Raw genomic sequence first — 20,625 nt, 5'->3', positions numbered from 1 at the left:
CCCGTGCGACCAGGTGGTCCCCCCGCCCGTCCCCGCCGGGCAAACCTGAGTACGCCGACTCATGCCCGGCCGTGTTGACCCATCCACGCTGGACGGCATGACGTCTGATGCGGTCGGCGCGGGTCGACGGGGTGGTCCGATCGTGGGATTCCTGGTCCTGGTCTGGGTCTGCGGGCTGATCGCGGCGGCCGTGTGGTGGGTGGGCATCGGCTTGGAGCAGTGGAGCGTCAGCTACGGCGACCAGCCCGGCGAGTTCGAGGACCTCAAACGTCGGGCGAGCGTCGCCCTGCTGGTCGCCGCGTTGGTCGCGACCGCCGGGCCGGCAATCATCGCGCTCGTCGCGTACCAACTGCGGCGGGCACGCACCGCAGTCGTCTTCCTGGTGCTCACCGTCGTGATCGCCGTGCCCGCCGTACCGTTCGCCGTCCTCGCCGGCCGGGACCTCGATCCGGCGCCGGCAGCGACGACGCCCGGCCCGCCGGGGCACTGCGTGGAACACAGCGGCGGTGACACCCGCTGCCCGGGCGGCTGACCGACCGGTGTGGTCGCGGCAGCGGCGGCCTGGTCGACGTTCCTTCCCGGGTGGCCAGGGCGGCACCGATGAAGCAGACCAGTGACCGGGCCCACTCACCTTGATCGGCTCGACGATGGATCATGTGCTACGGTAGCCGCGTTGCAGTTTTGATTTCCGTAGACGTTATCCAGCGCCTGATGGGGGCATCTGAAACCCCCCAGGCGCTTTTCGTTTTTCGTGTCGTTTCGACGCGGGTGATCAACGCGGCGGCGTAAGGGTCCGCACAGTGCGGTCTCTAACAGCCTGCGAAGGAGCAGACATGACTACAGGCACCGTGAAGTGGTTCAACGCCGACAAGGGTTTCGGCTTCATCAGCCCGGACGACGGCGGCGCTGACGTCTTCGCCCACTTCTCCGCGATCTCGGCGAGCGGCTTCCGCAGCCTCGACGAGAACCAGAAGGTGGAGTTCGACATCACCCAAGGCCAGAAGGGCCCGCAGGCGGAGAACATCCGCCCGGTTTGATCCACACACTGCGAACGGCGGCCCGACTGATTCAGCGGGCCGCCGTTCGGCGTTTCATGCGCTCACCACGGCATTTCACGATCGCCTGATAGGCAGAAGTCCGGCCATCTCGACGTAGCCAGCGTTCATCCTGGTAGCCGTTGGCGTCATGCGGGGGTCGAGCTGGGGTCAGAGGTCTGTGCCAGAATCCGCCGATGCCCATGATTCCAGGCTATGAAGACGACCCATTGGTCGATGGGGCGTACCTGATGGACGAGCCACTGTTCTGGGCGAGCCACCTGCTGCAATGCACCAACGGCGTCGAAGAGCCGCTGTGTGCGGGATTCGGGGTCAGCAAGGCCGACCTGTTGCAGTTTTTCGAACGGGTCAGCGCTGAGCGCCAGTGGCCAACGCTGTCAGTCCCGCTCTCGGCAGGGCACGTCCTTCATGTCTTGTACCGCAACCTTCCCGGGGAAGGAGGGTACGACTATCTGCTGCACCATCCTGACTGGAACGCGGCGGTTCCCCTGGCGAGGGTCGAAGGTTGCTTCCGGGGGCCTGGGCTGTGCTGGCCAGAGTTGCTCGCCGTCGCGCTCAAGGCGGCCGAAGCCGGATCGGCCCCGCGCCTTGACCCTCACACCTTCCTTCTGTTGTTGCCGATCATGAGTGACGCGGACCTCCCCTCAGACGCGGGCGACGTCCTCGCTGCGATGTTGACCGCCTGCGGCGCCGCTGGAGAGACCGGGGCGCTGGCTCGGATACTCCTTGAGGAGCAGGGCTGCTGGGGTCCGCAGCACTGGACTCTGACCCCGGCCGGGCGGATCAGCGAGACCAGGTACGCGTCCCGCCGCCCTGGGGCTATGTCGTCGGACATGCTGGCTCAGGTCAGTTTGCTGCTGGGGCCCGGTGGCAACGCCTGACAACCGCGCTGCTGCGGCGGATCTCTGCGGGCCGGGATTCGGGGTGGAGCCCGTGTCGTCCCCAGGTGTGCCCGACCGATCCGGCTGATGCAGGCCGAAGCCGCCAGCAGGCCGGGGCCGGGCCGGCGCGGCCCGCTTGCGGGCCGCCTTGATGTAGCAAGAGAAGAACTCGGCAATCAGCGCCGGTATTCGCTTCTTCAACGCGGCTCCAATCGATCGACCATGTTGGACGTGCGGCAACCGCATCAGCTGCGTATATGCACCACAATGGATCGAGCGTTCGGGTCGGTCCAAGACAGCCCGGGCGGCGCTGGCCGCACAACCGATCGACGACTATGGTGATCATCTACAGGCCAACGTCGGTACGGGGGAACGTATGACTGAGCTTGTTGACGGGTTGCCGAGCCCCCCGAATGGGCTCACCGGCCCGGGCGAGTACGTTGCCGCCCTCCGCCAGTTGCGGGCGTGGTCGGATCTGTCATATCGGCAGCTGGCCCGCCGGGCGGAGGCCGCGGGCGAGATGCTGCCAGCGAGTACGACGGCCTCGATGCTTGCGCGCTCGAGCCTGCCCAGGAGCGAGGCCGTCGCGACGTTCATCCGGGCTTGCGGGCTCGACGAGACGGTCGTCGCCATGTGGGTTACGGCGCGCAACACGCTCGCCGCCGCATCCACCCGGCCGGCCGCTGCGGCACCTGTCATGTACGACGCGTCGCAGCCCGCACCGAACGATGGATCCGTGCCTGCCATGCTGCCCGCCGACATCGCCGATTTCACCGGTCGCGAGGATCACGTGGCATCGCTGCACCGGTTCCTTTCGGGCGCGACGAATACCGACCGGCACCACCACGCGCCCGCCATTGCGACGATCAGCGGCATGGGTGGCATCGGCAAGACCGCCCTCGCGGTGCACGTCGCACACCGGCTGGCCGGCGCCCACAGCGACGGTCAGCTCTACGTGAACCTGCGCGGTGCCGACGCGTCGCCGTTGCAGCCCGGCGACGTCCTGGCCCGCTTCCTGCGCGCGCTGGGCGTACCGAACCAGGTGATTCCGGCCGACGAGACCGAACGCGCCGAGCTGTACCGAAGTCGCCTCGCCGACCGCTGCGTACTCCTGGTCCTCGACAACGCCGCCACCGAGGAACAGGTCCGACCGTTGCTGCCCGGCACGGCGAGCTGTGCTGTCATCCTGACCAGCCGGACCCGACTCACCGGCATCGAGGGTGCTCGCCGCGTCGACCTCGACGTGTTCCCACCTAACACGGCGATTCGACTCCTGGCCAGGATCACCACGGACGAGCGGGTGACCGCGCAGCACACGGGGGCGGCACAGATCGTCACGTTGTGCGGTGGGCTACCACTGGCGGTGCGCGTCGCCGGTGCACGCCTCGCCGCTCGACCCACCTGGCACCTCGGACACCTGGCGACGATGCTCGGCGACGAGCGACGCCGTCTGGACCAGTTGACGGCCGGCGACCTTGCGGTGCGGGCCTCGCTCGCGCTGAGCTACCAGGGGCTCGATCCGACGGTACGGCGGCTGTTCCGGCTGCTCGGCCTCTTCGACCTGCCAGACTTTCCGGCCTGGTTCGCCGCGGCCATGCTCGAGTCGAGTTTGGACACGGGGATCGAGCACGCCGAGACGTTGGTGGATGCGCAGTTACTCACCGCAGCTGACACCGATGTGGCGGGGCAGCAACGCTACCGTTTCCACGACCTGGTACGCATATTCGCTCGGGAACGCGCAGAGGTCGAGGAGACCGGCGAGTCGCTTGCCAGCGCGCTCACCCGTGGCTTCGGTGGCTGGCTGGCCCTCACCGAGCGGATGGCTCGACACATCCCGGGGCCGTGCTACGCGGCGATCAGTGGGCCCGGGCCGCGCCCGGCCACGGGCTGGGTCGAGCGGTACGCGCCGAGCGTCGAACCGGGCCTGTGGTTCGATGCCGAGCGGACGGCGCTGCTGTCCCTGATCCGGCAGGCATGTCGACTCGGCCGCGACGACGTGGCGTTCGACCTGGCCGGCTGCCTGGAGAAATACTTCGACGTGCGCGGCATGTACAGCGACTGGGTCGACACAAACACCGAGGTCATGTCGGCGTGCCGCGCGGCAGGCAACCTGCTCGGTGAGGCGGTCATGCTACGCGGCCTTATCGACGTAACCACGTGGATCAGCGAAGGCGGCGACGGCGACGCGATGTCCCGGATGCACGACGACGCGTTCCGCTTGTTGGGAATGTTCACCCTGCTGCGGCACGAGCAGGGCATTTGCGACGCCGCGGTGATGTGCTCCTGGGCGCTCACCGCCGCCGGCGACCACTCCGCCGCAATCACCTACGCCACCCGCGCCCTTCAGTTGGCCAACCAATCGGAGCACCAGGGCGGGCGGATCCGGGCCCGGTTGGCGTTGTCCATCGCCCACTACGAGCAGGGACGGTTCGACCAGGCCGCCGCTGGCCTGGTCCACGCGCTGGACGAGGCCCGAGCCCTGGACAATCCGCGCTGGGTCGCAACCGTTCTGCAGTTCGCCGGCATCACCCATCGCCAGCTCGGCAACCTCGAGCACAGTCAACACATGCTCCGCGAGTCGCTGACCATCTCGCGTCATTACGGGGACACGTACACCGAAGTCCTGACCCTGCTCGCGCTGGCTCGGCTGGACCTCCAGCGCGGTGATCCGGCCGCGCGCACCACGGCTGAGGCGTCGGTGGCGCTCAGCCGGGAGTACCACATGAGCCACCACCTGGCCGAGGCGCTGGAGGTACTGGGCGAAATCGAGTTGGCCGACGGGTTCCCCGCACGGGCGATCGGTCACCTTGAGGAGTCGGTCGCGATCTGGCGTACCCGCGGGTGGCATTCGATGCAGGCAACTGCGCTCACGAATCTGGGCAAGGCGTACGCGCAGACCGAGCCGCTGGCCGCGCGAGGGGCGTTCGAGGAGGCCGGGGCCATCCTCACCCGGCTCGGCGACACCGCCAAACTCGCCGAACTCCTCCCGTACATCTCGACGCACGGGCCCGAGTGCAGCCAGGAACCGACGCCGCCGCGCGTCGGGTGATACCTGCGTCAATGCGACGGCACGTCGTCGAAGATCGCCGCGGCGCGGCTTGCCAGCTCCGCACGGTCCAGCTTTCCGTTCGGGAGCGACGGAAGGCGGGTGACGGGTCGGAACGCCCTGGGTACCGCGACTGCTGGAAGTCGCCGCAGCAGGTGGGCTCTCAGCCTCCCCTCGTCGATGCTGGACAGGCCGGTGAGGAAGGCGGCGACGCGGGACTCGTGCACGCCGATGGCCGCATCGGTAATTCCGGGAAAGGTGAGCAGAGCGCTTTCAATCTCGGCTGACTCGATACGCATTCCACCCAGTTTGAGTTGATCATCGGCGCGGCCGTGATATCGCAGCAGACCATCGTCACCGAGGCTGACGATGTCCCCGGTACGGTACTCGCGTTGCTCGTTCGCCACTCCGGGCGACGAGATGACGAGCTCCCCGTCCTGAATGGATACGGACGTACCGGGAATCGGCCTGCCGATGGGCACGGGGTTTTCGCCAGGGGCACACCTGTGCACCGTGCTCCACACCGTGCACTCGGTTGGGCCGTATTCGTTGTACAAGGCGGTTCGCGGCACGATGTCGAAATGCTGCCGAACAAGTTCGGCCGAGCAGGTCTCCCCGGCGACGATCACCGTCGTGAGCGATTCAATCGGTGAACGCAGCAGGAGCCGGTAGAGCGAGGGAACCATGAGCGCGTGGGTCGGCTGGTACTCCCGACCGGCCTTCAGGACGGCGGGTAGGTTTGCTGGCCTGTCGCTGGGGATGATGAGTGTCGAGCCGGTGCACAGCGTCCAGTAGATGCCCGCCACCGAGCTGTCGAAGGATATGGACGAGCACAACAGGAAGCGGTGTGGTGGCTCACGGTAGTACTCGATCCGGGCTGTGGTGGAGTAGCTCAGCGCTGTCCGGGAGACTGTCACCGCTTGAGGATTGCCAGTCGAGCCGCTGGTGAAGATGGTGTAGGCGAACGGGCCGTCCCGCCAGGGCGTTTCCCCTTCGGGCAGTGTGGCGATCAGGTCCCGGGTGAGGTGGATACGCGCCCCGCTGCGCTGCTTCATCTGCTGCTGCCGCTCAGCGGGAAACGCCATGTCGATGGGCACGTATCGGGCGCCGGCCCGCAGCACCCCCAGCATCCCGGCGATCGCCCATCGGGACAGCGGGGCGTGCACACCAACGGGCTCCCCCACGGCCACGTCCCGGGTCTTCAGATAGCTCGCTATGGAGCCCGACACGCGATCCAGTTCCCCGTACGTCGTTGATCCGTCACGGTCGACGAGCGCGACGGTAGCCGGGGTCTCCCGCATATGTGCCTGGATCATCCCCAACACATCGCTGGTCATCGCGGTCGGCCGACCACTGGAAGGCTCTTGATGCCGGCAAGCCACGTCGAGCGGACGTGCACGATGTCGCCGGCAAGCTCGAAGGAGGAGAACCGTTGAAACATCTCCTCGAAGACGATCCTCAGCGCGAGCCGCGCGAGCGCCGCCCCTATGCAGTAGTGCGCCCCGGCGCCAAAGGCCAGATGGCGCTGCCCTCGGCGGAAGGGATTCAGCCGGTGGGGATCAGGGAAGTAGCGCTCGTCGCGGTTGGAGGAGCCGATCCACAGCACCACCGCATCTCCGGCGGCGATTGCCGTTCCGTCGATGAACGTGTCCCGGGTCGCCGTACGCAGGAAATGCCCGGCAGGGGAGGTCCAGCGGATCGCTTCCTCCACTGCGCCGGGGATGTGAGCGCGCCGCGCGGCCCACGTCGGGTACTGCCCGGTGCGCAGCAGTTCGGCGAGCGTCCCCGTGGGAACGTGAGCGATGGCGGCCGCGGCTCCCAGAATCAGGCTGTAACAGTTGGCCACTACTCCGCCCGCGCTGATCGGAAGCGCCAAGAGCGCGTTCACCAGGTCGCCACGCGGACGCTTACGGTGTTCCAGCGACAGGTTCAGCAGGTAGGCGAACAGCTCGCGGTGACCCCGGTCGAGGGTCGCCTGAGGGCCCTCTTCGACCGCTGTGTCCGGGTCGTGTTCGGCGACCGACATCGCCACCAGGCGAGCGATCAGTGGCCAGTCCTGGGCCGGGATGCCCATGAGCGGCCCAAGGAACGCCATCGGGAGCGGCGAGACGGCGGTCGCGAAGTCGAAGCTTCCCGACAGCGACCCAAGCAGACCTCGGACGTGTTCCCGGACGACGGCAGCGTGTTGCTGGACAGCACGCATCGCCAGTTCACGTTGTAGGGGCCCGCGAATTCGGGCGAGTTCCGGCGGATCGGTCGCAGAGAACTGCTGCCCCTGGGCCGGCTCCGGTCGGCCGAGCATGTTGAGCACGACGCCACCGGTGGACGAGAAGGTCGCATGGTCCGTCAGCACCCTCTCGGCCCCGTCGAACGTGGAGACGGCCCAGAAGCCCGTACTGTCGACAGCCTGCCACCGCACCGGATCTCGCTGGCGCATCGCCTGCCATACCGCGTGCGGGTCGCCGTCGGCGAACAGCGCCGGATCGCTGAGGTCGATCCGTGCGAGGTCGATGGCCGCCACATCGGTTGACGGGACCAGGTTCATACCGCCGAGACCTCCTGCAGAAGATCGGCGATAGTGGGCCTGAGGAACAGGACCGCCGCGTCGATCTCCAGGCCGAACTCCTCGTAGATGTCCATCAGGAGGTCCGCGGCCAGAAGCGAGTCGCCGCCGAGGGCGAAGAAGTTGTCCTCGGCGGTGACCGTGGGAACACCGAGTTTCTCGCTCCACAGCTCGATCAGCCGGCCCTCTAGTTCAGCTCGCTGCTGCATAAAGGTCTCCCCACGTGTCGACGAACCGTTGGACGAGGGCCCGCATCCCAGACTCGCGATAAAGATCATCCCGGTAGCGCAGGCACACCGTGTAGACGCCACCGCTTCCGAGCTCCAGCCAGAAGGCGAGCCCGTTGACGGGCAGTATTGGTCCGCCGAGACCCAGACCGGCGGGAATGGTCAACGGCTCGATGCCCTCGTCAGCCGGAACCTGTATCACCTCGAACTGAGCCAGGGCCGGGCCACCGCGGGCGAAGGCGGCGCCGGCAGCAGGCATCGTCTCCACGAGCACCGGGAAGGGAATCTCCTGGGCGTAGGCCTCAATGAAGGCTTGCTGCACAGCGGGCAGGTCCGTAGTCGTCAGCCGCACCGGCAACACGTTCATGTAGAGGCCCACGGTGTCCCACTCGGACCTGTCGCGCCCGTAAGTCAGCACCGGGATGACCAAATCTCGGCCTGGGCTCAGCGGCTGAAGAGCATGGGCGAATGCAGCGAACAGCGCCACGAACGCGGTGCTTCGCGCCGCACGGCCGACCGCGTCCGCCTGGGCCAGTGTGATATCGGTCCTGATCCGTAGCTCTCGTGTGGTCTCGGGCTCGCCGGAGCCACCGTCCGTGGTCAGCGTTGGGACATCGGCGAGCGCGTGCTCCCAGAACGGGACAGCCCGGGGCATCCTTCGGAGGTGCCTCACCGACACCTCGTGCCGATAAGACGGGGCCGGAGTCCCGTTTCCCTGGAGCACGTCACGGATCAGGACACGTATCGACCAGGGGTCGGACACGGTGTGGTGCGCCACGAGTAGTAGCTCGCAGCCGTTGACGTACGCCCAGAGTAGGCACGGCGACTCCGGCGGATAGCTTGCCGCCGACGCCGCCGCCCAGACATCGTCTACGTCCGCCAGCAGCACCGGGCCGGCGCCGAGCACGGGATGCCGGGACACGACGGTGTCGAGGCGGTCTTGAATCCAGTCAAGATCCGGCTTCTCCGAAAGCCGCACGCCGCCAACGGCGACGAACCGCTCGGCGGGAACCCCGCAACCGGCCCACGCGAGAATCCGCTGTCCGTACGGCAGGTCAGCCAACGCGTATCGCCTCCTCGTTTCGCTTTTCGGCAGTGTCAGCGGGCAGGTCGCGCATCCGGCGCAGCGGTGAGAGAAGCACCCACAGTCCTGAGGCCCACACCCCGGCTGCGGCGATCCACAAGGTCGGACGGACGCCGATCCAGGAGCCCAGCGCGCCGCCCAGGAGCGCGCCCAACGGCATCACCCCGAAGATGACCCACCGCACCGAGGCCGTCATCCGACCGAGCAGTTCCGGTGGGCAGACCCGTTGGCGGTAACTGATCGACGCGGCGTTGTAGATGGCGAACAGAGCGCTGAGCGCGGCCATGCCGAGGGTGTAGGTCGCCATGCCCCAGCCCGGCTGCGACGCGGGAACGAGCAGAACCAGCCAGCCCAGGCCGAGCGGCGCAGCCCAGATGATCCTCGCCGAGCCCACCACACGGGCCAATCGTCCCGATACCAGCCCCCCACTGACGCCACCGATGGTGACCAGGGCAAGAGTCAGCGCGACCTGCCCCTCGGACAGCTGCAAGACCCGCACCAGATACAGCACCGAGAGAGCGAAAATCATCTGGCTGAACAGGTTCAGGGTCGCCGCCGCCGCAACCAGCCTCGGCATGATGGGATGACGAAACACAAACGAGAGCCCCTCGGCCAACTCTCGGCGGAAGTGCCGTTCGCGCGCCACGGCCCGCGCCGGCTCATCTCGACGGATCAACAGCAGCGAGAAGGCATTGCCGACGTAGGCCAAGCTATCCAACCCCACCGTTCTTGCCACACCCATCATCGAAATGAGCGCGCCGCCGACACTGTACCCGGCGATCATCGAAACCGAATAGGTCGTGCTCATTTTCCCGTTGGCGTCAAGCAACTGGTCAGCCGGCACGATGGTCGGCACCAGACTGTGGTGAGCAGTTTCGTAGAGCACGGTGCACACGCCGGAAAGCAGCGCGACAATCCAAAGCTGCGCCATCGTGACCCAGCCCGACCAGGCGCCCACGGCGACCGTGGCCACCAGCCCGGCCCGCAGCAGGTGGCAAATGATCATAAGCATTCGTTTCGGCCAGCGGTCTACCCAAACCCCCGCCGGCAGTGAGATCAACAGATACGCAACCATCCTTGTCGCGGTTAGCACGCCGACCTCTATCGCGCTCGCCTCAAGAACGGTCACCGCAAGTAGAGGAATGGCGAGCAACGAGATCGCGTCGCCGGTTTCGCTCAACGTCCGCCCCGACCAGAGCACCATGAAATCGCGGTGACGCCAAAGGCTCCGACTCATCGTGTCGCCTCTTGCCGCAACATCGTCGTCATCGAGCTCAGCAATCTCTCCAGGTCCTCCCGCTCATAACCCGATCGCATGACACGAAGGGTCAGACTGACCTCAGGAAAGACGCTGGCAATGAGGTAGAAGCTAGGACCGCTGCGTCCTCGTGGCGGCAACCACTCAATCCGGCTCGGTCCAAGACCACCACCGGCTGCGGCATCAGTTCCGGGTGGCGGCGAGACGAACGTGAAGAAGCACCCCCGGTCGAGGTCCAGTGGCGCGACCGTAGCGGGGTCCACGATCCCGTGCTGAAGGGCACGTATCGCGTTGATGTTGGCGTCGGCGGCAACGGCAGCGAACGGGCGTCCCGCGTCTCCGGCGCTGCGGACCGGAACCCACTGCGTCATCGATGAGACAAGGTTTCGCACCGATGGCTCCAGCCGGTTCGCGGACAGCAGGCACAGCAGGGGCGAGTCGCCGCCGGCCGCGCCGGCAAGAGCGTGCGAATAGGCCGCGAAAAGTAGATTGGGTAACGTTACTTCGAGTCTCTGTGCGGTTCGCCGAGCAAGACCGAAGGAGATCCCGGTATGAGCACAGGCCCGCAGAAGGCCCTCGCGCACAATCCCCGCCTCCTGCGGCGCGGCAGCAATCGTTTGTTCACGATATTCGGCGGCAGCCGCGAGCCTCGCTACGTATACCGGTTCTCGCTGCCGTGCGGCCAGCCCTCGGGGGGTGGGGGCCGGCCGCGTTGCCTGTCGTGATTCGATCAGTGATTGGAAGTCCTGCTGGAGGACCGCCAGGGCCGCGCCGTCGGCGGCAAGGTGGTGGACAACCAGTTGGACCTGGGACGTCAAGCCGTCCTTCTGGACGGCCCAGGCCCGCCACGGCGCCTGCTGGGTCAGGTCGAACGGAAGCCGAAGCTGCTCGGCAGCCATCGTTGACCACTGTTCCTGCTCGACCGTTCCTTGGTAGGCGGCTGGAGCAGATGCGGCAACAACCTGGCGGACATCACTGGAGCCGCCGGCCGTGACGTAGTGCGTCCGTAGTGATTCATGCCGATCCGCAAGTGCGGCCAGCGCCCACCTGACCTTATCCGTGCCAATGCCCGGCGGCACGGACCAGACCGGGTTCATATTTGATTCCCACCGCTGACCGGCGGGGCGACGCACAGCGTCCTGCCATAGCGAAAACTGCCCCATCGTCAGCGGATAGACGTTCTCAGCGTTCCCAGCCACCACGGCATCTCCACAGGAATCGGGGCGGTCGCGGCTGTCGCACCGGCCGCCCCGACCCTACGAGCATGGTTTCTGCCGGACTCAGCCAGCGCAGTCGTTCTTCACCATTCTTTTCACCTCCCCCGTTGCTCCGGATTGGTGTTCGGAACACCGTCGACCTTGACATCCGGCGGCGAGCAGCGTCAACGGAAGGGGCCGTACGCGAGTGTCCGAAAGCGTGCGAGATCACGCGGGTCGCCGCTCAACCTGTTGTGGTTTCCACACCGCGGGGCTGACCGAGCGCGATTTCACTGTCATCGAGAGCTGGCTCATGTGGGCGCGATAGGGCGAGTTCCACGCCGTCGCAGAGGCGGTGCTGACGGTCACCGCCGATTCGCATGTCCGTGCGGCCTGCGGCACCTAGGTCAGCGGACTCTGAGCACCCCACGGTCAGCCTGCGCAAAGCCCAGCAGAGCTACCGCGAAAATCGGCGCCCTGTTCCCGGCAACCACCATCACATGTTCCATCTGGTGCGGCAGGTCCGCGGCGGGGTGCTGTGACGTGCTTCGTCGCCACGGCGATCATCTGGATCATTCCCGACCGCCGCATAGACCGGGCAGTCCGCCAGCACGAAACCGCGGACTGAGGCGAGAGATTGACCGGGTCTGTCGCACCGCCGGACTCGTGGTCCGGTCTTCAGAAGGCGTGATGGCTGTCGAACGGGCAGACGCGCCCGCTCGCAACTGGGCCGTCTCAGGAAGTGCTCGCCGAGCACGCGACCCGCATCCACGTCGCGATCGACAACGGTCCGCCACCCCTCGGCCCTGGCGCACCACCTCGCGACCGGTTGCTCGGGTTTGTCGACGGACCGCCCGCCCAACGGCGGGCGGTCCCATCCCTCGAACGACGAACCGTCGGAGTGCGCCTTCGACCGCCCGACCGGAATTCGCTGTCAATCTGGGTCCACGGCACGGTGGGACACGCTACGGCCGGGGAACCGTCGGCTGTGCCTCCGCTGATGTCGAGGCAGCAGGGGCCAGGGCGACAAAGCTGTGTGCCGATACGACGCTGCACCGCCTTATCGCCCTAGCCACTCCACCTCCAAGGCGCGACGCTGGTCCCCTATGCCATGGCCTGCGCTACTGCTAGTTCCATTCGGCCACCTCTGTGTAATCGTTCCAGATCCAGCCCTGCACACCGGTGCAGCAGTCCGAGTGCCACCACAGGTTTCCGGCACTGTTCACGCAACGCTTGTCGACACGGAAGAGCTGCCTGAACTTCCACGTAGCTATCACGGAGGACGACCCCGAATAGCTGCTGTGGACGGCGGCGTTGGCGACGATGACTCGCCTGACGTGCGGCGTCCAGGCCGAGCATGAGGCCATGGTTCCGACTTCCGTCTCGATCGCCGTTGCGCTGGGAACGGGTGCGACCGCCGCAGATGCCGGTGCCGCGAGAGCAAGGCTGCCGTAAAAGGCGAGCGCGAGTGTCCCTCCCGCTGCTACGAGTCGCTTCGCCGTTACCTTCCTCATAATTCTCTCCCTATCTGTGGGTATTCCGACTTGGACCGTGCTGGTATCGCTGCCGTTCGCGAAGTACGCCTCTGGTAATTCGGATCCCAGCTGAAGTGAGACGGCCGGGATTCCTCGCGTCGATCGCCGCCGCAACCGGCGGTTCAGGTGATCAACGGACTGCCGTTCAGGGCCTTGGCCGGCTTCCAGGAATCGCCGTCGTTGTCAATGTCCCACTGGATGGTGCCGTCGGCGGACCAGTCGTAGCTGGAGTCGTACACGAACTTCATGTCGGTGAAACACGTCGCTCTGATGTCACTCCAGGTGGAATTCACGGCGCTGGTGATGTCACAGGTGCGCGAGGTGATCACCGTGTCGTCGCTGGAGCCGTTGGGTCGGCGCTCCAGCCGAACGGTGATCTTCACACCGTCGAACTTGTGGCCGCTGCCGTAGGCCGGGATACAGCACTGCTGCCAGCGGACGGAGAAGTACGCGTACAGGCCGCTGCCGTCGCGCACGATGCAGGGGTCGGCGCCCAGCAGGAGGTCGGTCTTGTTGGGCAGGTCGACCTCCCACAAATTGCCGACCTCGCCGTAGCACTTCGTGGTCGCTGCCTGCGCGGGCGTCGCAACCACGACTGCGCCCGCGGCAGCGGCGACGATCAGCACCGCGGCCGAACGGATGAGCTTCTTCACGGATCTCCTTGAGATGGGCCGGTACGGTCGGGGGCGGCGTGGTCGTTCGAGCTGCCCCTGCACCGGACCGCCCGAGCTGCGCCGCAGCGCCCACCTGCCATTCCGGTCGCAACGCTCTGTCTCGTGGCATGGTTTCGACCAGCACCTGCAACGCGCTTGCAATGGCCCTGCAGCGCCCTGCGGAAGAAGCCAACGATCCGCCGATCAGCGGTGGAAGATGGGGTTTCAGCCGGACCGGGCCGGTTCCTTCGCGCTCGTCGTCGTCGGGGTCGGGGCGCCCGCCGCGACTGTGGAGCCGATCCGCACGGCTACGCGTACCCGATCTCCTCGGCCAGTCGTGCGGCACGATCGTTCAGCCGCAGCGCCTCAGCCGCGTCGCCGCATCGCTCGGCGACACGGGCGAGGATGCGGGACACCCGTACCTCGATCGGCCGGTAGCCGGACCGGACGGCCAGGGCCATCGCCGCCCGGCCGTGCCGCCCGGCGGCCAGCGGGTCATCCGCGGCCAGCTCGGCGGCAGCGCGGCCGGTCAGGGCCGTCGCCTCGCACCAGCAGAAGCGTGTACGCCGTGCCAGTTCGAGTGCCCGGCCGTGCTGCTCGGCCGCCTCCCCCGGGCGTCCCAACGCCAGCAACGCCCGCCCCAACGCATCCGCCGCCCACGCCTCGGTGCCCGCGTCGCCGATCTCGCGGGTCAGCGCCACCGCCCGCTCGGCGTCGGCGCGGGCGAGCTCCGCCCGACCCGTGTCGCACCGGAGCACGGCCCGGCCGGCCAGAGCGGTCGCCTCGCCGTAGCGGTAGCCCAGGTCATGATTGGCGGCGAGCGCCCGGGCATAGAGGTCCTCGGCGCTGCGGTGGTCACCCCGATCCCGGCGCACATTGGCCAGGTCGACCAGGAGCACAGCCACGTTGTAGTTCGCCCCGGCCCGCTCACCCCGTTCCAGCGCCGCCTTGAAGTGCGCGTCCGCCTCCGCGAACGCGCCGAGCTGCCAGTGGGAGAACCCCAGGTTGGCCAGGGACATCGCTTCCCCGCCGTCATTGCCCGATCGGCGGCTCAGCGCCAACGAGAGACGGGCACAGTCGATCGCCGCCTGCGGGTCGCCGAGCCGCTGGTGTACGGCGCTGAGGTTGTTGAGGATGCCGTTTCGTCCCTCCTCCCAGCTGTCCGCGTCGATGCAGGACAGCCCGTCGAGCAGATGCTGGCGGGCCTCCTCGTACCGGCCGCTGTTGACCTGCACCAGCGCGATGCTCTGGTGCATGGCGGCCTGGGCCTGAGCGTCGCCCTCGGCCTGGGCCGCGACCAGCGCGGCCGTCGCCGCGGTCAGCCACTCCGCTCGCCGACCCCGCTGGTGGAAGTAGGCGCGCAGCGCGTCGGTGAGGTGCCAGGCGTACCGGCGGGGACCGCGCTGGGCAGCCTGCTCCACCGCGGCGGTCAGGTTCGACGACTCGGCGTCCAACCAGGCGACAGCCGCATCGTTGTCGGGAAACGGATCCGCGGTCGCCGGGCGCGGCAACCGCACGAAGTGCGGGATGATCCGGCGACCCGCTGCGTCCGCCGTGTTCAGGTAGTGGTCGAGCAGCCGCCGCCGGGCCTCCTCCCGAGAGGTTCCGTCCTCCTCCCGGACGACCCGGTCCACGGCGTAGCGGCGCAGCAGGTCGTGGAAGCGGTAGCGCTCCCCGGCGTGCCGTTCGAGCAGGTGCGCCGCAGCCAACGCGCGCAGTCGCTGGGTGGCGGCAGCCACCGGAACGCCCGCGACCGCGCCCGCCGGACCGGCGGTGACGCTCGACCCGGGCACCAGAGCGAGGCGGCGGAACATCTCCTGCTGCGGCGCCGGCAACGCGCGGTACGACACGGCGAACGCCTTCGTGACCGCGCCCTCCTCGGCGCCATCGAGGGTGAGACCTGCCAGCAGGTCACCGTCAGTCAGCTCGCGGACGAGGCCGGCGATGTCCGGCTCGCCCGCCGCCTGAACGTTGGCCGCAGCAATGCGCAGCGCCAGCGGCAGGTGACCGCAGAGCCGGGCCAGCTCCGCCACCGCGGCCGCCTCGGCCTGCACAGCCGCCTCGCCCAACAGCGTCGCCAGCAGCCGTACCGACGCCCCGGGCGTGAGCACGCCCAGCGGCAGCGACCGTGCCCCGGCTCGCACCACCAGCTCGCCGAGGCGATGCCGGCTGGTGACCAGCACGGTGCCGGCGGACGGGATCAGTGGCAGGACCTGGCTGACGTCACGGGCGTTGTCCAGCACCAGGAGCACGTCGCGGCCGGCCAGCAGCGACCGGAGCAGTGCCCCCCGGCTGTCCAGGTCATCCGGCACCGCTCTCGGGTCGACCCCGAGCGCCGTCAGCAGGTGGGCGAGCGCTGCCTCGGGCGGCAGCGGATCCCGATCGGCGTCGAAGCCACGCAGATCCAGGTGCAGCTGGCCGTCCGGAAACGCCGCGCGAACCCGGTGCGCCCAATGCAGTACGAGGGCGGTCTTGCCTACCCCGGCGGTTCCACTGACCACCCAGATCCGGGTACCGGTGCCAGACTGGGCCAGCCCGGCATCGAGCTGGGCCAGCTCGGCGTCCCGCCCGGCGAGGCTGGAAAGGCTGTGCGGCAGCCCGGCAGGGCGGATCGGCACGGCGCTCGCTCCCCCGCCCGTCGCGACGGCGTCAGCGTGCGACCCCAGGGTCGGGTCGGCGCGCAGGATCCGTGCCTCGAGCAGGCGCAGCGTCGGGGCCGGGTCAAGGCCCAGCTCATCGGCGAGACGGTCCCGGACCCGCCGATAGGTGGCCAACGCCTCGTCTGCGCGGCCCTCCCGGTACAGGGCGATCATGAGCTGGCCGACCAGCCGCTGACGGCCGGGCTCCCGAGCCACCGGGTCGGTCAACTCGTCGATCAGCCGTCGGGAACGGCCCTGTCGCAACAACACCTCCGCTCGATCCTCCACCGCCGACCAGCGGGCCTCGCGCAGGCCCGCACAGAGCTGGTGCCGCACCTGCTCGTCGGCCACGTCGGTGAGCGGCTCTCCCCGCCACAGGGCCAACGCCTGGTCGAACAGGTCCACGGCGGTGTCGTCGTCGACCGTACGGGCTCGCGCGATCAGTGCGGTGAACTGGTGGGCGTCGACCGCCAGTGGGTCGACCCGGAGCAGGTAGCCGGGTACGCGGCTGATCAGCTCCACCGGCGCCCCGGCCCGGCGCAGCGCGGCGCGCAGCCGCGAGATCAACGCCTGCACGGTGGCCCTGGCGCTGGGGGGCGGCGCGTGGCCCCACACCAGGTCGACCAGCCGGTCCACCGTCACCACTCGATCGGGCTCCAGCAGCAGCACCGCGAGAACCAGTCGGGGTTGGCGCCCACCCAGGTCGATCCGGGCGCCCTGCGCCCACGCCTCGACCGCGCCCAACAGCCGGAACTCCATCGAACCTCCTGCCCGTGAGTATGCCTGTCCGTTGTGGACGGTCGGTCAGCTGGCTGCGTGGTTCCTGGGCGCTGGCTGCGAGTCATCGCGCCCATCCCGACCGGCGGTGCCACTTCGGAGATCGACGATTGGGAGATCGCGCGCGAGCGTGAGCAAATCTTGACTGGCGCTCCACCCGGGCTCACCGCGACGCGAGGCGGTTCCGTTGGCCGGCGAGTCTGGAAGCTGCCTGGACCCGGGTACGCCCACCCGCAACCCGGTGACCCGGTCGCGTTCCTCACCCCGCGCGGTGACCGCGATGATGCCCAGCTCGGCACTGCGTCCTCGCAGGGTGCGGCACTCCTCGATGCCGTCGCCGTCCGGCAGGTTGAGGTCCAGCAGCAGCAGGTCGCACGGGGCCACCACGAGCGCGGCGGCCACCGATCATCGAAACCCTGCGCGGATGCCTCAACGGCGCACCAGCCGCCAACGACGTGATCCCCGCCCTCGCCTGGTGCGTCGGCATCGCCCTCGTCGGATACTTCTGGGCCCGATCCACGTTCACGAAGCGAGCGTGACCGTCACCAACTGACCCCAGTCCGCAGAGGCGCCCTCCAGCGTCGCCTCGGCGAACACCGCTTCGCCGAGGCGGCACCGCACCGTCCGCTCGATCCTCGCCACATCGGGATGGGAAAGGTCCGGCAGTCCGCGCACTCCGGCGCTCGCCCCGAGCAACCGCGCGGCCTGCTCGTACTGGTCGAGGCGCAGTGCCAGGTCCGCGACCCCGACGAGAACCTGGGCGATCAGGGGCCCGTGTCCCGTCTCGGTCGCCGTGCGAAAGGCGGCGATGCGGTGTTCGCGAGCCTCGTCGAGGTCCTCGGCAAGGTAGCCGAGCAGGTCATGTGCCACGGCGCGTACGTAGGCACGCCTGGCCTCGTCGCCCAGCATCGCTGTCGCGACGTCGAGCTGCCGGCGTGCCTGCTCGGCGTCGCCGCGCCAGCGGGCGAGATCCGCCCTTGCCAGGGCCAGCTCCGCAAGCGCGTTCGGCCAGGAGACCTGCTCGGCGAGCCGCTGCGCCTCCGCGAGAGCGGCCGCGCTCGACTCCGCATCCCCCGACAGCCAGTACAACTGGGCCTGCCGCGACCGCATCGAGACGACATCCTCGTTGGCGCCGACCTCGGTCACGACCGCGATCGCCTGTTCGTAGTACTCGCAGGCACCGGCGAACTCGCCACGCATCGCAATCCGGTTCGCCAGCTCGGTCAGGGCGAACGACGTCCCCCACCGGTCACCGAGGGCACGGAATTCGCCGAGCGCCGTCTCCAGGTGCACGTCGGCGTCGTAGCCGTCATGGCCGAGCACGATCCGCAATCTGCCGAGGTGCAGCCGGGCGAGGGCGCGCAGCCAGGGATCCTCGTCGGTGAGCAGCTGCTCGAACGCGGGCATGGCCGCGTCCGGGGCGTGCAACAGGCGTTCCAGCGCGGCGACGAACCTCAGCGCGCGGTGGTGTCTGGGGACACGCTGGCTGATCTCGTACGCCTTGCGGATCCACTCCTCCGCCTGCTGCTGATCACCCGGCCCCCAGGTCGCGAGGTCACGAACGGAACGACCAGCGTGTACGCCGGCGTGGACGGCGCGGGCGTACACCACGGCCCGGCTCTCGTCGGCCACCTCGCCCGGCAGGGCAGCGGCCGCCATGATCAGCTCGTTGCCCTCCGCCCTGTGCCCGCCGAGCCACCAGTACCAGCCGGCCGCGGCAGCGAGCCGCATCGCCTCGTCGGCCTCGCCGGCCGCGATCGCACCGCGCATCGCCGCACCGATGTTGTCGTGCTCGGCATCGAGCACTGCAAGCCAATCCAGTTGCTCAGCGCGGTAGAGATGCGGCTCCGCGGTTTCGACGAGTTCGGTGAAGTACGCGAGGTGCGCGCGGCGGGCCGATTCCGATTCCCCCTCCTCGGCGAGACGCTGCTGGGCGTACTCCTTGATCGTGCCGAGCATGCGGTAGCGCGGCGCTCTCTCCCCCTCGGTGAGCACCAGTGACTTCTCGGTCAGCGCGGTCAGCAGGTCGAACACCTGATCCGTCTCGACCGTGTCGCCGACGCAGACCCGCTCGGCCGCTTTCAGGCTCACCCCACCGGAGAACACCGAGAGCCGGTGCAGCACCACTCGCTCGGCGTCTGTGAGCAGTTCCCAGCTCCAGTCGATCACGGCACGCAGCGTCCGGTGCCGCGGCAGTGCCGTGCGGCTACCACCGGTCAGCAGGCGGAACCGGTCGTCGAGCCGGTCGGCGAGCTGATCGAGGGACATGGTGCGCAACCTGGCCGCGGCGAGTTCGATCGCCAGTGGCATCCCGTCCAGCGCACGGCAGACGCGCGCCATCATCGCCAACGTGTGGACGTCGGCCGCGAGATCCTTGCGCACCGCGCCGGCCCGGTCCCGCAGCAGCCGTACGGCCGGCGCGGACGCGATCTCGCCCGGGTTCGCGTTTCGCGCGGGCAGGACCAGTGGCGCGACCGGCCACAGTGACTCACCGGTGATGCCGAGTGGTTCCCTGCTCGTCGCGAGAATCCGAAGCCATCGGCATTCTCCGAGCACCCGATGGGCGAATGTCGCCGCCGACCCGATCACGTGCTCGCAGTTGTCCAGCACCAGCAGCATCGCCCGGTCGCGGACTGCGGCGATGACCCGATCCGTCGGCTCCGCGCCCGGTGTCTCGCCGAGCAGGGCATCCCGGAGACCGAGCCCGGCGAGCGTGGCCTGTGCCACGTCACCGTCGGCGCCGACGGCCGCGAGCTCCACCAGCCAGACCCCGTCGGGCAGGTCGCCGAGCAGCGTGCGCGCGGTCTCCGTGGCCAACCGGGTCTTCCCCGACCCACCCGGCCCGATCAGGGTGGTGAGCCGATGGACGCCGATGCGCTCGCAGACCGCGGCAACGTCGGCGTCCCGGCCGACGAAGCTGGTCAGCTCGACACGCAGATTCGTCTTCCGCTCCTCCTCCCGCCGTCCCACCTCACCCCGCAGGAGTGCGACGTGCAGCGCGGACAGCTCCGGTGCGGGATCCACACCGAGCGTGTCAGCCAGCGCTTCCCTCGTGCGCTCGTACACGAGCAGCGCCTCGGTGTCGCGACCGGTCGCGACAAGTGCCCGCATCAGCGCCGCGACAAGCCGCTCTCGCAGCGGTTGTGCGGCCACCAGGTCAGTCAGTTCCGCGATTAGCTCCGCGCCGTGGCCGAGGCTGATCTCCGTCTCGAACCGATCCTCCATGGCCGTCAGGCGTAGCCGCTCGAGCCGGGCGGCCGCCGCGTCGAATGCTCCGCTGTCCGGCAGATCGACATCCTGCATGGCGGCGCCGCTCCACAACGCCAGAGCCTCACGCAGGAGACGCACCCGTTGCGGGTCGTCGTCATTTCGGACCCGGGCAGCGGTGACGAGGCGTTCGAAACGCACGGCGTCGACGTCGTCGGGTCCCACCGCCAACCGATAGCCGTCCGTCTGTCCCTCGACCGATCCCTCCGGCAGCACCTTGCGCAGCCGGGAAACCAGACGGTGCAGGGCATTCGTCGCGTCGGCGGGGGAATGTTCACCCCAGATCCAGTCGACGAGCGCCGCCTTGGGGACCACGCGACCAGGTTGCAGCGCGAGGGCGATCAACAGGCCGCGCAGCCGCGCGCCCGGCACGTCGGCCAGAGCGCCATCGTCGGTGCGAACCTCGAAACGCCCAAGCATCCCGATCTTCACGCGGCAGATCCT

Annotated in this window: 13 protein-coding genes and 1 pseudogene; 4 read left to right on the top strand and 10 right to left on the bottom strand. The window is 68.5% G+C overall.

Features of this window, described 5'->3' with window-relative positions; translation table 11 throughout:
- Positions 1-97 precede the first annotated feature (97 nt).
- The 4 genes from PSH25_RS27150 (at position 98) to PSH25_RS27135 (ending at position 4,985) form a co-directional block, all read left to right on the top strand.
- Positions 98-532, top strand: coding sequence for a hypothetical protein (locus tag PSH25_RS27150; RefSeq protein WP_238661734.1), 435 nt, complete (start codon positions 98-100; stop codon positions 530-532).
- A gap of 301 nt (positions 533-833) precedes the next feature.
- Positions 834-1,037 carry a transcription antiterminator/RNA stability regulator CspE gene (gene cspE / locus PSH25_RS27145; protein WP_238661733.1) on the top strand — a complete coding sequence of 68 codons (204 nt, stop codon included), beginning with the start codon at positions 834-836 and terminating at the stop codon, positions 1,035-1,037.
- Between the two features lie 194 nt (positions 1,038-1,231).
- Positions 1,232-1,936, top strand: a complete 705-nt coding sequence (locus PSH25_RS27140) for a hypothetical protein (protein WP_238661732.1) — start codon at positions 1,232-1,234, stop codon at positions 1,934-1,936.
- 745 nt (positions 1,937-2,681) lie between these two features.
- On the top strand, positions 2,682-4,985 hold the full coding sequence (locus PSH25_RS27135; protein WP_238661789.1) for an ATP-binding protein: 2,304 nt from the start codon (positions 2,682-2,684) through the stop codon (positions 4,983-4,985).
- Positions 4,986-4,993: 8 nt separating this feature from the next.
- Here the strand turns inward: PSH25_RS27135 and PSH25_RS27130 are convergent, their stop codons facing one another.
- The 10 genes and pseudogenes from PSH25_RS27130 to PSH25_RS27085 all read right to left on the bottom strand — a co-directional run bounded on the left by PSH25_RS27130 (position 4,994) and on the right by PSH25_RS27085 (position 20,613).
- Complete coding sequence (locus PSH25_RS27130; RefSeq protein WP_238661731.1) at positions 4,994-6,319, bottom strand: amino acid adenylation domain-containing protein; 1,326 nt, start codon at positions 6,317-6,319, stop codon at positions 4,994-4,996.
- Complete coding sequence (locus PSH25_RS27125; protein ID WP_238661730.1) at positions 6,316-7,527, bottom strand: cytochrome P450; 1,212 nt, start codon at positions 7,525-7,527, stop codon at positions 6,316-6,318. The genes PSH25_RS27130 and PSH25_RS27125 overlap by 4 nt, the downstream gene beginning before the upstream one ends.
- Entirely contained in the window at positions 7,524-7,754 is a 231-nt protein-coding gene (locus PSH25_RS27120) for a phosphopantetheine-binding protein (protein ID WP_238661729.1), read from the bottom strand. Before PSH25_RS27120 ends, PSH25_RS27125 begins: the two co-directional genes overlap by 4 nt.
- Positions 7,738-8,835: a condensation domain-containing protein gene (locus PSH25_RS27115; RefSeq protein ID WP_238661728.1), complete on the bottom strand. Its 1,098-nt coding sequence runs from the start codon at positions 8,833-8,835 to the stop codon at positions 7,738-7,740. The genes PSH25_RS27120 and PSH25_RS27115 overlap by 17 nt, the downstream gene beginning before the upstream one ends.
- A complete protein-coding gene (locus PSH25_RS27110; protein ID WP_274528019.1) occupies positions 8,828-10,093 on the bottom strand; it encodes an MFS transporter in 1,266 nt (421 codons plus the stop codon). The genes PSH25_RS27115 and PSH25_RS27110 overlap by 8 nt, the downstream gene beginning before the upstream one ends.
- Positions 10,090-11,316, bottom strand: a complete 1,227-nt coding sequence (locus PSH25_RS27105; protein WP_238661726.1) for a condensation domain-containing protein — start codon at positions 11,314-11,316, stop codon at positions 10,090-10,092. The genes PSH25_RS27110 and PSH25_RS27105 overlap by 4 nt, the downstream gene beginning before the upstream one ends.
- A gap of 1,651 nt (positions 11,317-12,967) precedes the next feature.
- Positions 12,968-13,498 (bottom strand): hypothetical protein, encoded by a 531-nt coding sequence (locus tag PSH25_RS27100; RefSeq protein WP_238661725.1) that lies wholly within the window; start codon positions 13,496-13,498, stop codon positions 12,968-12,970.
- Between the two features lie 308 nt (positions 13,499-13,806).
- Complete coding sequence (locus PSH25_RS27095) at positions 13,807-16,896, bottom strand: AfsR/SARP family transcriptional regulator (protein WP_238661724.1); 3,090 nt, start codon at positions 16,894-16,896, stop codon at positions 13,807-13,809.
- A 243-nt stretch (positions 16,897-17,139) separates the two neighbouring features.
- Positions 17,140-17,319: pseudogene (locus PSH25_RS27090) on the bottom strand (response regulator); the annotation flags it as partial.
- Between the two features lie 117 nt (positions 17,320-17,436).
- Positions 17,437-20,613 (bottom strand): AfsR/SARP family transcriptional regulator, encoded by a 3,177-nt coding sequence (locus PSH25_RS27085; RefSeq protein ID WP_238661723.1) that lies wholly within the window; start codon positions 20,611-20,613, stop codon positions 17,437-17,439.
- Positions 20,614-20,625: the final 12 nt, after the last annotated feature.

This window comes from Micromonospora foliorum (assembly GCF_022229015.1).
In the GTDB taxonomy this organism is placed as follows: domain Bacteria; phylum Actinomycetota; class Actinomycetes; order Mycobacteriales; family Micromonosporaceae; genus Micromonospora; species Micromonospora foliorum.
Note: the sequence above shows the minus strand (reverse complement) of the source record. Positions and strands in the feature narration are given on the sequence as shown.

Bases quoted from the DNA above. Each gene is read 5' to 3' on its own strand.
- PSH25_RS27095 (WP_238661724.1), bottom strand. From the start codon at position 16,896: ATGGAGTTCCGGCTGTTGGGCGCGGTCGAGGCGTGGGCGCAGGGCGCC.
- PSH25_RS27120 (WP_238661729.1), bottom strand. From the start codon at position 7,754: ATGCAGCAGCGAGCTGAACTAGAGGGCCGGCTGATCGAGCTGTGGAGC.
- PSH25_RS27140 (WP_238661732.1), top strand. From the start codon at position 1,232: ATGCCCATGATTCCAGGCTATGAAGACGACCCATTGGTCGATGGGGCG.
- cspE (WP_238661733.1), top strand. From the start codon at position 834: ATGACTACAGGCACCGTGAAGTGGTTCAACGCCGACAAGGGTTTCGGC.
- PSH25_RS27150 (WP_238661734.1), top strand. From the start codon at position 98: ATGACGTCTGATGCGGTCGGCGCGGGTCGACGGGGTGGTCCGATCGTG.
- PSH25_RS27135 (WP_238661789.1), top strand. From the start codon at position 2,682: ATGCTGCCCGCCGACATCGCCGATTTCACCGGTCGCGAGGATCACGTG.
- PSH25_RS27125 (WP_238661730.1), bottom strand. From the start codon at position 7,527: ATGAACCTGGTCCCGTCAACCGATGTGGCGGCCATCGACCTCGCACGG.
- PSH25_RS27110 (WP_274528019.1), bottom strand. From the start codon at position 10,093: ATGAGTCGGAGCCTTTGGCGTCACCGCGATTTCATGGTGCTCTGGTCG.
- PSH25_RS27130 (WP_238661731.1), bottom strand. From the start codon at position 6,319: ATGACCAGCGATGTGTTGGGGATGATCCAGGCACATATGCGGGAGACC.